At 73.3% G+C, this 14,030-nt stretch carries 13 protein-coding genes; 10 read left to right on the top strand and 3 right to left on the bottom strand.

Annotation, left to right across the window (positions count from 1 at the left end):
- Window positions 1-174 precede the first annotated feature (174 nt).
- On the bottom strand, window positions 175-1,050 hold the full coding sequence (locus tag ACPPVO_RS04520; protein ID WP_426514535.1) for a formylglycine-generating enzyme family protein: 876 nt from the start codon (window positions 1,048-1,050) through the stop codon (window positions 175-177).
- Between the two features lie 273 nt (window positions 1,051-1,323).
- Here ACPPVO_RS04520 and ACPPVO_RS04515 point away from each other — a divergent pair, with 273 nt between their 5' ends.
- Window positions 1,324-1,995, top strand: coding sequence for a DUF7144 family membrane protein (locus ACPPVO_RS04515; RefSeq protein WP_426510019.1), 672 nt, complete (start codon window positions 1,324-1,326; stop codon window positions 1,993-1,995).
- 221 nt (window positions 1,996-2,216) lie between these two features.
- Here ACPPVO_RS04515 and ACPPVO_RS04510 read toward each other — a convergent pair whose 3' ends face one another.
- Window positions 2,217-3,263, bottom strand: a complete 1,047-nt coding sequence (locus tag ACPPVO_RS04510; RefSeq protein WP_426510018.1) for a cation diffusion facilitator family transporter — start codon at window positions 3,261-3,263, stop codon at window positions 2,217-2,219.
- A 422-nt stretch (window positions 3,264-3,685) separates the two neighbouring features.
- Window positions 3,686-4,327 carry a hypothetical protein gene (locus ACPPVO_RS04505; protein ID WP_426510017.1) on the bottom strand — a complete coding sequence of 214 codons (642 nt, stop codon included), beginning with the start codon at window positions 4,325-4,327 and terminating at the stop codon, window positions 3,686-3,688.
- 321 nt (window positions 4,328-4,648) lie between these two features.
- On the opposite strand from ACPPVO_RS04505, the gene ACPPVO_RS04500 reads away from it, so the two are divergent.
- From ACPPVO_RS04500 to ACPPVO_RS04460, 9 genes are all read left to right on the top strand, one after another.
- Window positions 4,649-7,237 (top strand): LuxR C-terminal-related transcriptional regulator, encoded by a 2,589-nt coding sequence (locus ACPPVO_RS04500; RefSeq protein WP_426510016.1) that lies wholly within the window; start codon window positions 4,649-4,651, stop codon window positions 7,235-7,237.
- An 82-nt stretch (window positions 7,238-7,319) separates the two neighbouring features.
- Entirely contained in the window at window positions 7,320-7,826 is a 507-nt protein-coding gene (locus tag ACPPVO_RS04495) for a hypothetical protein (protein WP_426510015.1), read from the top strand.
- Entirely contained in the window at window positions 7,823-8,662 is an 840-nt protein-coding gene (locus tag ACPPVO_RS04490; RefSeq protein WP_426510014.1) for a hypothetical protein, read from the top strand. The genes ACPPVO_RS04495 and ACPPVO_RS04490 overlap by 4 nt, the downstream gene beginning before the upstream one ends.
- 17 nt (window positions 8,663-8,679) lie before the next feature.
- Window positions 8,680-10,227: a hypothetical protein gene (locus ACPPVO_RS04485; RefSeq protein ID WP_426510013.1), complete on the top strand. Its 1,548-nt coding sequence runs from the start codon at window positions 8,680-8,682 to the stop codon at window positions 10,225-10,227.
- 24 nt (window positions 10,228-10,251) lie between these two features.
- A complete protein-coding gene (locus ACPPVO_RS04480; protein ID WP_426510012.1) occupies window positions 10,252-11,994 on the top strand; it encodes an NAD-binding protein in 1,743 nt (580 codons plus the stop codon).
- Window positions 11,995-12,011: 17 nt separating this feature from the next.
- Window positions 12,012-12,833: a cytochrome D1 domain-containing protein gene (locus tag ACPPVO_RS04475; protein ID WP_426510011.1), complete on the top strand. Its 822-nt coding sequence runs from the start codon at window positions 12,012-12,014 to the stop codon at window positions 12,831-12,833.
- Entirely contained in the window at window positions 12,830-12,976 is a 147-nt protein-coding gene (locus ACPPVO_RS04470) for a PKD domain-containing protein (RefSeq protein WP_426510010.1), read from the top strand. The genes ACPPVO_RS04475 and ACPPVO_RS04470 overlap by 4 nt, the downstream gene beginning before the upstream one ends.
- Before the next feature lie 247 nt (window positions 12,977-13,223).
- Complete coding sequence (locus tag ACPPVO_RS04465; RefSeq protein ID WP_426510009.1) at window positions 13,224-13,376, top strand: hypothetical protein; 153 nt, start codon at window positions 13,224-13,226, stop codon at window positions 13,374-13,376.
- A 170-nt stretch (window positions 13,377-13,546) separates the two neighbouring features.
- Complete coding sequence (locus tag ACPPVO_RS04460; RefSeq protein ID WP_426510001.1) at window positions 13,547-13,939, top strand: hypothetical protein; 393 nt, start codon at window positions 13,547-13,549, stop codon at window positions 13,937-13,939.
- Window positions 13,940-14,030: the final 91 nt, after the last annotated feature.

The raw sequence follows: 14,030 nt of genomic DNA, 5'->3' as shown, positions 1-14,030 counted from the left end.
TCAGGCACTGCGAAGTGCAGTGCGGGACGGGTGATGGTGTCAACGAGCGTTTTCTGCCCCAACGTATTTCGCCCCCTCCCACCCACCGCAGCACGGCGGATGACCACGGGATTGTGAGGCGACAAAAGGTGATGTCGCCTCACCCGTAGGGGGTGAACAAAATACAGTCCGTGGTCACCCGGCTATTGTCGCAGCTACGGGGGCCTGTCGCCGCACGCATCGGAAGCCGACATGGCAACTACCATTATCGATGGCTTCCGGCTGGCGCGCCGCGGGCCGGAAGCGGTGGTCGTACCCCGTCGAGCAGAGGTAGGAACCACCCTTCACCACTCGGCTGCTGAAGACGGTAGCCCCGGGTGGTGAGTCGACACGCGGGTTCTGCGGGATCTCACCCTCGACCTCGCCGAAGCGCGCGTTGCCCGAGCGATAGTAGTCCGAGGTCCATTCCCACACGTTGCCGACCACGTCGAACAGGCCGTAGGCGTTGGCCGCGAACGCGCCGACCGGGCTGGTGCCGTGCCCGTCGTCGGTGCGGTCCAGCCATGGGAAGATCCCCTGCCAGATGTTGGCGCGGCCCGGCTCCGGGTCGTCGCCCCACGGGTACGGCGCCCCGTCGAGCCCGCCGCGCGCCGCGAACTCCCACTCGGCCTCGGTCGGCAGGTCCTTGCCGGCCCAGCGTGCATAGGCGGCGGCGTCCTCGTAGGCGATGTGCACCACGGGGTGGGCCGAACGCTTGCGAATGTCGGTGCCCGGGCCGAAGGGCTGCCGCCAGGACGCACCCGGCCGCAGCTCCCACCACACGCGCCAGTCGCGCAGCGGCACGGGGCCGGGCGGCTGCACGAACACCATCGAGCCCGGCGGGCCTTGCTCGTCGATCCGTTCCGCAACCGTCTCGTACCCGGTTTCCTGCACGAACAGCGCATACTCCGCGTTCGTCACCGGGTGCGAGTCGATCCAGAAGCCATCGACGGCGACCTTGCGTACGGGCGCCTCTTCCGGATAGAAGCCCTCGGCACCCATGGCGAAGGTGCCACCGGGGATCCAGGCCATCTCCACGACCGCATTGTGCGGACGGCCGCGGGTGACTGGGCCTCACCCACTCCGGGTGAGGCCCGGCGGACGTCCCGGCGCCGGAGCCCTTCACACGCACCGGGTGATGCCCCCTCATCCGGGCAAGCCGAACGATCACAGGCAAAAGCACCGGTAACCGCATGTCCAAGGGAGGGAGGTCGCCACACGAGTTTCGCCGGATCCGGCCGCGGCGCCTCCTCTCTTGTCCGCCGCGGCCCATCCCGGGGCGACCTCATTCGAGAAGGAGAAGCAATGGCTGACACCAGTACCCGCCGAGCCGGCGTCTGGTCCGGCTGGATCACGTTCGCGGGCGTCCTGCTCGCGGTGCTCGGGGTCCTCAACATTCTCGAGGGGCTCGTAGCGCTGCTGGAGAACCAGGTCACGTTCATCGACGGCGACAGCCTGGTCGTGGTGGACCTCACCGGCGTGGGCGTGGTGATGATCGTCTTCGGCGCGCTCCTGACCCTGTGCGGCATCGGCCTGCTCCTGCGCAGCGTGGCGGCCCGCGTCGCCGCGATCGTGATCGTTTCCCTGCACGCGTTGTCGCAGATCGCCTGGCTGGGCGCGTACCCGGTCTGGTCGCTGCTCATGATCGCCCTGGACGTGATCGTGCTCTTCGCGCTGACGGTGCACTGGGCGCCCCGCGAGGAGCTCCCGCCGGCCGCGCCGGTGGGCGGCGTCCACCGTGCGGACCAGCAGCAGGCCCGCGACACGGGCTTCCCGATGAACCAGCCCCGGCCGGTCCCGGACGAGCAGCAGACCGGCGCGCCCCACCCGTACACGGGCGGCGCACCGCAGGCCGGCCCGGACCGCACGGCCCCGCCGCCGTACGCGGGCGAGACACCGCAAACGTCCGCGTCCCACCGCGCCGAGGACCCGTCGTCCACGGCGCCGACCTCGGGCCCGGGCATGCGCCCGCGCTGACACCATCGCTGCCCACCGAAAAGTCCGGCTTCCCGCGGGGTTGCCGGACTTTTCGCATGTCAGTGCCCACCGAAAAGTCCGGCTTTCCGCGGGGTTGCCGGACTTTTCGCATGTCAATGCCCACCGAAAAGTCCGGCTTCCCGCGGGGTTGCCGGACTTTTCGCATGTCAATGCCCACCGAAAAGTCCGGCTTCCCGCGGGGTTGCCGGACTTTTCGCATGTCAGTGTCTGTGTGAGTGTCCGTGCTCCGGCGCGCCCAGGTCCGGGTGGTCCGGGGCCGGCCCGGCCGACGGGTCCCGGTGGTGGTCCAGCGGGTCGTGGGCGTGGGCCGTCGCCGGGTCCGGGTGCACCGTCGCCGCGGTCAGGCGCGGGACCGCGTGCAGCAGCCGGTGCTCCGCGTCCACCGCGATCTCGTGGGCCCGCGTCAGGGACAGGTCCGAGCCGACCACCAGGTCCGTCTCCGCGTGCAGGCGGTGGCCGATCCAGCGCATGCGCAGCGCCGCCACGCGTACGACCCCCGGCGTCGCCGCCAGGGCCGCCTCCGCGTCCGCGATCAGGGCCGGGTCCACCGCGTCCATGAGGCGGCGGTACACCTCCCGCGCCGCGTCCTTGAGCACGAACAGGATCGCCAGCGTGATGAGCAGGCCGATCAGGGGGTCGGCCCAGGCCCGGCCGAGGGCGACGCCGCCGGCGCCGAGCAGGACGGCCAGGGACGTGTAGCCGTCGGTGCGGGCGTGCAGGCCGTCGGCGACCAGGGCGGCCGAGCCGATGCGGCGGCCGACGCGCATGCGGTACCGCGCGACGAGCTCGTTGCCCGCGAAGCCGACGAGGCCGGCGGCCGCGACGAAGGGCAGCCGGCTCACGGGCTGCGGGTGCAGGAGCCGCTCCCCCGCCGCGTAGGCGGCCAGCGCGGCCGACGCGGCGATGGTCAGCACGATGGCGATGCCGGCCAGGTCCTCGGCACGGCCGTAGCCGTAGGTGTACCGCCGGTTCGCCGGGCGGCGGCCGACGAGGAAGGCGATGCCCAGCGGCACCGCCGTCAGCGCGTCGGCCACGTTGTGCAGGGTGTCGCCGAGGAGGGCGACCGAGCCGGACCAGGCCGCGACCAGGCCCTGGAGCGCGGCGGTGGCCCCCAGGCCGACCAGCGAGACCCACAGCGCCCGGAGTCCCTCACGGGAGCCCTCCATCGCCGGGTCGACCTTGTCCGCCGCGTCATGGGAGTGCGGGGTGAGCATGTGCCGCAGCCGATGGATCAGCGAGGACGCCATGCCCTCACGATGGCAGAAAAAAGGACGGCGCGGGCCTGGGAGCGCGCCGCCCCGGTTCGTGGTGTGACTTGCGATGGGTGGGCGGCCTCCTCCGGATCAGCCGCCCACCCATCGGCTCCCGCCGCCCTCGCTGAAGGCCGGCCGGTGCTCAGGACGTGGGCCATCTTCACCACTGACTCCTGGGACCGTTGAGTACCCCCTGCTCAACGGTTTTCACCGAGCGACCCAGCTGGGTTCGTCGCGCCGGGGACCACCGACGACGCGACGCCCGCGGCTGGCGGGACCGGACAGACCACAGTGGACGATGCAGCAGTCATCGGCCCCGGTCCGTCCGTCGTTTGCCTTGTCACATAAGAGATCCTGCCCGGTACCGGAGTGATCCGTCCTCACCCGGGCGGGGTGAAGCACCTGCCCGATCGCCATCACGCGGACGAGAGGTTGGCCATCTCCTTCTCGGCGGTCTCCACATCGGCCAGCAGCTTGCTGTGCTCGGCGATGAGCGCGTCGAGCAGCCGCCGGGTCACCTGCACCGTGTCGTTGCCGACCGAGCGCGTGGTGGCCAGGAGGTTCTCGGCCGCCTCGCGCTGCCGCTGGCGGCGGGCGTCCCACTGGGCCCGCCGGTTCGCCTCGACGCGGGCCTCCTCGGCGCGGCGCTGGGAGAGGGCCGCCTGGAAGTCGCGCATGGCGTCCTCGGCGTGCTTGCGGGCGTCGGCGAGCAGCGCCTCGCCGGCCGCCCGGGCGCCATCGAGGTCCTCCCGGGCCTGGGTGCGCAGGGCGCCGGCCTCCTCCTCGGCCAGCTCGATGATCCGCTGGATGCGCCCGCCGACGGCCTTGGAGGACTCGTCGGCGCACCGGCACTCCTCCAGCTCGGCCCCGAGGCGCTCCACCCGGCCGCTGAGCTGCTGCTCGCGGTAGCGGGCCGCGGCCAGCTCCGTCTCGGCGGTGGTGAGCCGCATCTGCAAGGTGGCGATGTACCGGTCGACCTGCGGGCGGTGGTAGCCCCTCAGGCTCAGCTCGAATCCGTTTGCGGGGCTCAGCTCGATCTCGCCCACAACCGCGCTCATGCTCGCTGGTCCTCCTCCCCAAGCCCGTTGCGAATGACGGGCGGCAGCGGTCAACGCTGCCGACGACCGTGGTGAGCGCGCGTCATCCGAATCGGGTGAGCCTCCGGCACCCGGCGCGGCGGTGCAATGGTGTCAATGGAACCGTTGGCACGTAAGGGAAATCGCTGGGCTTGAGGCGGGTGGACCACCCGGGCCGGGTGAGGCGCCGCAGCGTGCGCCGATGCTTTGCTCGTGACGTTTGGCCCGGATGAAAGACGAGTGGAAAAACTGCGAGCCATCCGCGTCGAAACAGGGCCGGGAAAGCGATATCGGGGGGCACGGGTGTCACAAGCGTTGGTACAGCAGGATCGCCGAAATTTCGCGGCGTCGTCGTCGGTGGCGGTGCCGGATCTTCCGCCGGGGTACGTGCTGCGGGAGCGGGTGGTCGCGCAGTTGGACGCCGCGGTGCGCGCGCCGCTGACGCTGGTCACTGCGCCGGCCGGCTGGGGCAAGACGGCGGCGCTGGTCGCCTGGGCGCGCACGGTGCGCATCGGCGACGCCGGCGAGCTGCCGGTGGTGCGCTGGGTGACCTCGCACGTCGAGGGGGGCGCGGACGTGCCCGGGCAGCTGCTCGGCGCGCTGTCCGAGCCGACGGACACGCCCGGGGGCAAGAGCGACGGCGACAACCTGCTGCGGGTGGTCGACTCGCTGCAGCGGCCGCACGTGGTGGTCGTCGACGACGTGCGCGAGATCAGCGACCCGGACGCGCTGGCGGAGCTCGAGGCGCTGGTCCGCCACGGGATGGGCAAGCTGCGCCTGGTGCTGTCCTGCCGGCGGGACCCCTCCCTGCCGCTGTACCGCTGGCGGGTCGACGGCTCCCTGACCGAGATGCGCACGAGCGACCTGTCGCTCACCATCGCCGAGACCGCCCAGCTGCTCGCGGCCCACGACGTGGTGCTGCCGAGCGCGACGCTGTACTCGCTGCACTCGATCACCGAGGGCTGGCCGGCCGGCGTGCGCCTCGCCGCGATGGCGATGCGCGGGCACCCGGAGCCGGAGCGGGTGCTCGACGACGGCGGCGCGTTCAGTAGCGCGGTCGGCGACTTCCTCACCGGCGAGGTGATCGAACCGCTGCCGATCGAGACGCGGCGGCTGCTGCTGGAGACGGCGATCGCCCCGCGGCTCAACGCCGGGCTGGTCGAGGCGATCACCGGCCGCGACGACGGCGCGCGGGTGCTGGCCGAGCTCAAGGGCTCCAACGCGTTCCTGACCCGCAACGCCGGGCCGGGCGGCTGGTACCGCTTCCACCCCCTCTTCGCCCGCACCCTGCACGCCGAGCTGCTGCGCCGCAGCCCGGAACGGGTCGCCGACCTGCACCGGCGGGCGGCCGCCTGGCACGGCACCTACGGCATCCCGGCCGAGGCGCTGCGCCACGCGCTGCTGGCCGAGGACTGGACCGGGGCGGTCGAGACGCTCGAGCGCTCCTGGCCGGACATCGTGGGCGGGGTGCGGTACGACCGCCCGCACGAGGCCGCCCCGCACGCCCCGGCGGCCGAGGAGTCGACCGACCCCCGGCTCCCGCTGGCGTTCGCGGCCGAGCGGCTGCGCGTCGGCGACCTGGAGGGCACCCGCGACTTCCTGCGCCGCTGCGGCGAGGACCGCACCACGCCGATGTTCCGCGCGTTCGTCGCGGCCGAGGCGTGGCTGGGCGGCGACCCGCGCCGGATGCTCGCCGAGGTGTCCGAAATATCGGCAAATAACGATGAAACTCGGGCCTTGACGCTCCTCGATGAGGGCGAGGCCCGCCTGCGCCTCGGCGAGCTCGGCGCGGCCGGGGCCCCACTGCACGGCGCGCTCGTGCTGGCCCAGCGCGCCGGCCTGGCCCAGGCTCAGGTCTGCGCGGCCTCCCAGCTCGCGGTGCTCGAGTCGATGCGCGGCCGGCTGCGGGCCAGCGCCCGGCTGGGCCGGCAGGCACTGGTGACCGCTGACCGTTTCGGCATCACCGACGCCACCGACCTGGGCTGGGTGCGCATGGCCCTCGCCGGCGTCTACGGCGAGTGGGACCGCATCGCGGAGGCCGACCGCCTGCTGGACGAGGCGCTGGACCTGGCGGCCGGGGACCCCGACCTGCTGGTGTCGATCGCGACCGTACGCGCGAAGCTGCGCCACGGCTCCGGGCGGCTCGCCGCGGCGCTGGAGGTGCTGCACACGGCCCGCCGCGAGCTGGGCGGGGCGGCGCTGGCCCCGGCGGTCGAGCGCGGGCTCGCGCTGACCGAGGCGGAGCTGCGCATCGGCGGCGGCGACCTCGGCGCGGCCCGGCGGCTCGTGGCCACCGGCGGCGACCCGGAGGTGTTCCCCGGCTGGGCCGCGTGCGTGGACGCGTCCGCGGCGCTCATCGAGGGCAAGGCGGCGGCCGCGGCGACGACGGCCGCGCAGTACGCCACCCCGTCGGTCGACACCGCGCTGACCTGGACCGTGCAGGCGGCCATCCTGACCAGCCTGGCGGGGCGGACGCTGGGCGACCGCAACCGGGTGCTGCGCGGCCTGGAGGTGGCGCTGGACATCGCCGAGGAGGAGAGCTTCCGCCGCCCGTTCCTGGTCGGCGGGCACCCGGTGCGCGACCTGCTGGCCAACTTCGCGCCGCTGCTGCCGGTCTACCACCCGCTCGCGGCCGAGCTGGCGGCCGGCTCGTCGCCGCTGGCCGGGGGCTCGCGCAACGGCGGGGACGCCAACCTGGTCGAGCCGCTGACCGAGCGTGAGCTCACGGTGCTGCGCTACCTGCAGGGCACCATGTCGAACCTGGAGATCGCCTCCACGCTGTACGTCTCGGTCAACACCGTGAAGACGCACGTCAAGAACATCTACCGCAAGCTGCACGCCGGCCGCCGGCGGGAGGCCGTCGAGCGCGCGCGGGAACTCAGGCTTCTGTGAGCGGTCCGGAGCGGAGCGGAGGGGCCGTTCACCACAGGCACAGCTGTTTCGCGCCGCCGCCGGAGCTTGCGGAGGTGGCGGCGTGAGAGCGGGTCCGGTTGTCCGGGTCGTCGAGCCGATGCCGGAGCCGGTGCTGATACTGCGCTCGGGCTCGCGGCCGGCCCGGGTCGCCGGGACCGCCACCGCCGCCACCCATCGATGCCTGTGGGGCGCGCTGGCGGCGGCGGTGGCCTGGCCGGTCCTGTCCGCGTGCGGGGTCGGCCACCCGCAGGCCGCGGCGGTCGCCGTCGGCCTGCTGACCGTGCTGCCGTGGCTCGGTCCGCTGCTCGGGGTGCTGCTGACGGCCGTGCTCGCGGCCCTGGTCCCGCAGCCGTACGCCCCGCTGCTGGGCCTGGCCGCCGCCGCGCTCGTCACGCTCGCCGCCGCGCCCGCGCAGCACCTGCCCGGGCGGCTCGGCCCGCTGTCCATCCCGGCCGCGTCGGCCGCGGCCGTGCTCGGCGGGGTCGCCTGGGGGGTGCTCGGGGCCCTGATCGCGCTCGTGGTCGCCAGCCTGGCCGCCCGCACCCGGCAGCGGCGGGCCGCGCGGTGATCGACTACCTGCGCGGGTTCCGCGTCGGGGTGCTCCAGCGCGGCGGGAACGCGGTGGAGCGCAGCCTCGCCGCGATCGGGGACGAGACCGGGCCCCGGCCGGGCTCGACGGGTACACCCGCGGGCCCTTTCTGGCCGGTCGACAAGTGGGTCCACGCGCTCTATGCGACCGCGCTCACGGTGGCGGCCGCGGTGGCGCTGGCCATCCACTGGCTCGCCCCGCCCGCGGCCCTGCGCGGGGTGCTCGCGATCGTCGCGGCGACCGTGTTCCTGCTGGCCGGCTACGCGCTCGTGCGTGCGCCGACACGGCGCGGGGCGGCGTTGCGGCGGTACCTGACCGACCCGCGCGACCGCACCGAGTTCGAGGCGGCCGCGGCCAACGCCGACCGCATCCGGCTGACCTGGCCGGCCCTGGAGCGGCTGGCCGAGCCGGACGACCCGACCCGGACGCTGGAGCGGGCGCTGTGGGACCTCGCCCAGGCCCTCGCCGAGCGGGGCGAGCTGCGCGCGGCCGACCGCGACCTGCGCGCCTCGGTCGGCGAGCCGATCGGGGCCGGCAGCCTGTTCAGCACGGTAACCGACCGGCAGGCCGAGATCGGGCAGCGGCTCACCGACGTCGACGCCGAGGTGCGCCGCCGGGCCGGGCAGCTGCGCCGGCTGGCCGGGCTCTGCCAGGACTTTCTCGACCAGCGGGCCGCCCAGACCCGGGCGCGGCTGCGGGTGACGGCGGCCGAGGCGCTGCTGGGCTCGCTGCGCTCGCGGCCCGAGCCCGACCTGGTGTCGCGGACGGAGGTGGTGCTCGCCGCATACCGGGAGCTGGCCGACGAATACGAGTAATCGGATACCCTGCCCGGGTGCGTCAGAGGGTGTTGATCGGGGCCGGAAGCGTCGTCGTGGCCGTCGGGCTGGTCCTGGCGTACCTGCGGATGGCCCGCGCGTTCCCGATCAACGGCGACGGCGCCAGCAACGCGCTGCAGGCCTGGGACATGTTCCACGGCAACCCGCTGCTCAAGGGCTGGGCCCTCTCCGACGTGTCGTTCTACCCGACGGAGCTGGTGCAGTACGGCATCGTGCAGTGGTTCACCGGGGTCACGGCCGACCAGGTGCACGTGACGGCGGCCATCACCTACACGATGATCCTGTTCCTCGCCGCGGCGCTGGCCAAGGGCCGGGCCACGGGCCGCGAGGCGTGGCTGCGTGTGGGGGTCGCGGTCGCGGTCCTCCTCCTGCCCGTTCCCGGCACCGGGTACCAGACGCTGCTCTCCTCGCCCAACCACACGGGCTCGGGGGTGCCGCTGGTCCTGGCCTGGCTCGTGCTCGACCGGCTCCGGCACCGCGTGTGGACCCCGGTGCTGGTGGCGCTGGTGCTGGGCTGGGGCGCGATGGGCGACCCGCTCATCACGTTCGTGGGTGCGGTACCGCTGGCCGTCGTCTGCGCCTACCGAGCCCTGCGCGCGGGCTCCGGCGAACGCGTCTACGAGCTGTCCCTGGTCGCCGCGGCCGTGGTCTCGGTGGTCGTCTCCCGCGGCTTCCGCCACCTGCTCGACGCGCTCGGCGCCTTCCAGTCGCCGCACCCGCCGATCGAGCTGGCGCCGCTGGCGGACTGGCCGCACCGGGCCTGGATGACGGCCCGCATGGCCGGGGTGATCTTCGGCACCCACCGGCCCGGCTGGCACCCGGCCGCGTTCGAGATCCTTCTCTCGCTGCTGCACCTGATCGGCTTCGCGGTGGCGCTCGCCGCCTTCGCCGTCACCCTGGTGCGCGCGGTGCGCGGCACGGCCGACCGGGTGGACTCGGTGATGATCGCGGCGATCACCTGCAACCTGGGCGCCGAGATCGTCTCCACCATCTCCGTCGACCTGATGGCGGCCCGGGAGATCGCGCCGATCCTGCCGATGGCCGCGGCCCTGGCGGGGCGCTTCGCCGGTCCCTGGCTGGCGTCCTCCGCGCGCGGGGTCAGGCTCGGCCGCGGCGCCCTCGCCGCCGTGCTGGCGGTCTTCGCGCTCACCGTGGTCGTCTACTCGCCGCCCCGGGCCGAGCCGTCCGAGGCCCAGGAGGCCGCGGACTTCCTGCGGCAACGGGGCCTGTCCTACGGCCTGGGCGCCTACTGGGCCTCGAACAACATCACCGTGACCACCGAGAACCGGGTCGTCGTGGCGCCCGTCGTCGGCGGCGGGGACCGGCTCGTGCCCTTCTGCTGGCAGTCGAAGAACACGATGTACGACGCGGCCGCGCACGACGCCCGATTCGTCGTGTTCGAGAAGGACCGCCCGTTCTACGGGACCCCCGAGCAGGCCGAACACATGTGGGGCGCCCCGGCCGAGCGCCACGACGTCGGGAAGTACGCCATCCTGCTGTACAACGTCAATCTGTTGCAGGGTTTTCCGCCTCCCTGCGGGTAGCGCTTCGTCGTTACGATCGGCGCCGTGCGCAAGTTCGTCGTGTGGGGTGACAACGCGCTCGCCCGCCGGCTGGTCGGTGAGCTGATCAACACGTACTCGGCCCAGGTGACGGTCATCGTGCCCGACCTCGCGGCCGGCCAGGCCCGCGAGATCGCCGACATCCGGGCCGACGACGACCCGCTGAGCCGCCCGGTGCTCATCGCCGCCCGCAGGGTCACCCGGGCCGTGTTCGAGACGGCCGACCTGACCGACGCCGACGCCATCGCGTTCGTGGACACCGACGACGTGGCAAACGTCGACGCCGCGCTGATCGCCCGCGAGGTCGACCCGACCATCCGGGTCGTGCTGCGGATGTTCAACACCCGCCTCGGCGCCGGCGTCGTCGAGCGGCTGTCCAACTGCGCGGTGCTGTCGGCCTCGGAGATCGCCGCGCCGGCCTTCGTCGCCGCCGCGCTGGGCGACAGCAACCCCACGACCATCCGCCTCTCCGACGGCCAGCAGCTCATGGCCGTCGACCGGGCCCTGGCCAACCCCGGCGACATCCGCTGCGGCCTGGCGATCACCGCGCTCGGGGAGAGCCTGCCGGCCGACGAGGGGCTCGCCGACCTGGTGCTCACCAGCGTGTACGGCCGGCGCGACCTCGAACCGCGCCGCCGGCGCCACCGCCACCCGATGCGCCTGTCCCGGCTGCTCATCGGCGGCGGCCTGCGCCGGATCCTGGCGAGCATCGTCGCCGTGCTGGCCCTGGGCACGGTCGCGGTGGCCACCGTGCGTCACGTCGGGGTGTGGAAGGCGATGTACCTCGCGGTGCTCACCGCGCTCGGCGGCGCCAACCCCCAGGACGACGCCTCGGTCCCGTCGCAGGCGGTCGACCTGGTCCTGGTCGTCGTCGGCGTGGCCGTCATCCCCGCGATCACCGCCGCCGTCGTCGGCATCGTGATCAAGGCCCGCCTGGCGATCGCGGCCGGCGGCCTGACCGAGCCCGTCGCCGGTCACGTGGTCGTGGTCGGCCTCGGCAACGTCGGCACCCGGGTGCTCCAGGAGCTGCACGACCTCGGCATCGACGTGGTCGCCGTCGACCGCGACGAGCGCGCCCGCGGCGTGCAGGTCGGCCGCGACCTCGGCCTGCCGGTCATCATCGGCGACGTCACCAACCCCGACACGCTCACCTCCGCGTCCGTGGCCACCGCCCGCTGCCTGGTCGTGGTCACCACGGCGGACGTCACGAACCTCGAGGCCGCCCTGCTGGGCCGCGACCTGTGCCGCCGCGCCGACCCCGAGGCCAAGCTGCGGGTCGTGCTGCGGCTCTTCGAGGAGGAGTTCGCGCAGCGCATCAAGACCGCGTTCGACATCAATCTTTCACGCAGCGTGTCGTACCTGGCCGCGCCCGCCTTCGCCGCGTCGATGGTCGGCAGCGAGGTCATCGACACCATCCCGGTCGGCCGCCGCGTGCTGCTCGTGGCCGAGGTCCCCGTCGGGGCGGGCTCGCAGCTGGAGGGGCACTACTTCCGCGGGGTCAGCGAGCCGGGCCTGGTCCGCCTCGTGGCCGTGCAGACCGGCCGCGCGGGCCTGGGCGTGGGCGTCCAGACCTTCTGGGCGCCGGAGCAGAACACCTGGCGGACCCTGGACCGCACCCACACGATGGTCGTGGTCGCGACCCGGGCCGGCCTGGTCGCCCTCCTGGAGCGCGCCGCGGGCGTCGAGAACCCGCCGCCGTTCCATCCGCCGTCGGCGCCCCCGTTGCTCACCCCGCAGCCCCGCGGCTGACCGCCCGACTGCACAATGTGGACCGTCCCGCTCCTCTTCTTCACAAGCCGTACGCGCTGGCGGTGGCCCCGGACGGGCGGCGGCTGTTCGCCGCCGACGGCGGCGACCACGTCCTGGCCGCGGTAGACACCGCGACCCGCCAGGTCACCGCCCGGGTGACGCTCCCCGGCCCGGCGCGCGGCCTCGCCCTGAGCCCGGACGGCGCCCGGATCTACGCACCCATCGCCGACACCGACCAGCTCGCGGTCGTCGACGCGGGCGGCCTCGGGCTGCTCGGCCTCGTCGCGACCGGCGACGAGCCGGCCGCCGTCGCGGTGAGCCCGGACGGCCGCCGGGCCTACGTGCCGAACCGGCTCGACGCCACCCTCTCGGTCATCGACACCGCGACGAACACGGTCACCGCGACCGTGCCCGTCGGCGCGCGCCCGACCGGCGCGGCGGTCACGCCGGACGGCCGGACCGTCTACGTGACGAACAACGCGGCGAAGTCGGTGTCGGTCGTCGACACCGCGACCGCCGCGGTGACGCGCACGATCGCCGTCCCCGACAGCCCGGCGGAGATCTCGATCACGGCGGACGGCCGGCTCGCGCAGGTCGCCTCCGACCAGTCCCACCTCGCCTGGATCGACCTGCCGACCGGCACGGTCACCTCCCGGCCGGCGCCCTACCCGGTGACGGGCCTGGCCTACGCCACGGCCGCCCCCTACGCCCCGACCGCCGTCCTGGACGTCGGGGTCCAGGACATGACCGTCACGGCGGGCGGTGGCTGGTCGGCCCAGGGCTGGTTCTCGACGCGCTGTCCTACGTCTTCGACTTCGGCGACGGCACCGCCCCGGTGAGCGACCCCGACGGGTACCTCCAGCACATCTACGCCACCACCGGCACGTACACCGTCACGCTGACCGTCACCGACAAGTACGGCCTGAGCTCGACCGGCGTCCAGACCGCACCGTCAACCGGGTGCTGGACAGCGAGGTGCTGATGACGAACGGCAACAACAAGTTCGTCGTCCTGAACGGCCTCGACAACGTCCTGCAGGGCACCGGCACCACGAACGGCGACGTGGTCGACGTGGTGGAGGTCGACGGCACGACGATCGCGCTGCGCTACTACGGCCGGTACGTCGTCCCCGGCGCCGAGGCACGCTGCGGGCGAGCAGCATCCAGCTCACCCCGGCGGCGTACTTCCGCTCGTCGAACAACGCCGACGGCTCGTTCAGCCTGCTGTCGGTGGCCACCGGCAAGTACGTGTCGAGCAACTACGGCGTGCAGCCCATGGCCGCCGACCGGGCCACGATCGGCGCGTGGGAGAAGTTCCCCCTGACCGTAGGCCCGGGCGGCGGCGGCGTGACGCTGCGCGCCCTGGCCAACGCAACTACGTGACCGCGGAGAACGGCGGGAACGCGGCGCTCATCGCGAACCGCACGGCGGCCGGCATCTGGGAGACCTTCTACACCGCGCCCTACTGATCCGCGTGGCACGTTTCCGGGATTCGGTGTTCCGGCCCGGCTCCTAATGTTCTTGTCAACAGCGACTTTCCAGGGGGAAACGATATGAGCGACGTGGACTACGGGCATTTCGAGTCGGGCCAGGAGCACGATGGTCTGGACCAGTTGCACCAGGCGCATGGTTCGGAGCATGACGCGCACAGCCAGTTCGGGGTGTACGAGAACGATCACCACGCGGCCACGTCGACGGACTTCGCGCAGGGTCACCACGAGGAGTTCGACCAGCCGGGCGTCGTGCACGCGGAGTCCGACGACTACACGAACTACTCGCACGACGCGTCGGTGGACGACCACGTGTTCGCGGCCGAGGGTGCCCAGGACTCGCACCAGGCGGAGTTCGGTGAGCTCGACGCCCTGTCGCAGCGTTTCGACGCGTCCTTCGCGCAGGGCACGGAGTTCCACGGTGGCGAGGGCCAGTACGGCGTCGCCGCCAACTAACGTCGCGGCCGACTAGGCAGACAGCACGGCAACGGCCGGTCACCCCACCACGGGGCGACCGGCCGTTTCCAATCGGACGATGCCCGTTCGG

The sequence above is a fragment of the Dactylosporangium sp. McL0621 genome (assembly GCF_049995355.1).
Taxonomy (GTDB): domain Bacteria; phylum Actinomycetota; class Actinomycetes; order Mycobacteriales; family Micromonosporaceae; genus Dactylosporangium.
This window is presented reverse-complemented; position numbering and strand designations above follow the sequence as displayed.

What these genes read in the sequence shown, in the direction of transcription:
- ACPPVO_RS04520 (WP_426514535.1), bottom strand. Translation starts at nt 1,050, where the DNA reads ATGGCCTGGATCCCCGGTGGCACCTTCGCCATGGGTGCCGAGGGCTTC.
- ACPPVO_RS04515 (WP_426510019.1), top strand. Translation starts at nt 1,324, where the DNA reads ATGGCTGACACCAGTACCCGCCGAGCCGGCGTCTGGTCCGGCTGGATC.
- ACPPVO_RS04510 (WP_426510018.1), bottom strand. Translation starts at nt 3,263, where the DNA reads ATGGCGTCCTCGCTGATCCATCGGCTGCGGCACATGCTCACCCCGCAC.
- ACPPVO_RS04505 (WP_426510017.1), bottom strand. Translation starts at nt 4,327, where the DNA reads ATGAGCGCGGTTGTGGGCGAGATCGAGCTGAGCCCCGCAAACGGATTC.
- ACPPVO_RS04460 (WP_426510001.1), top strand. Translation starts at nt 13,547, where the DNA reads ATGAGCGACGTGGACTACGGGCATTTCGAGTCGGGCCAGGAGCACGAT.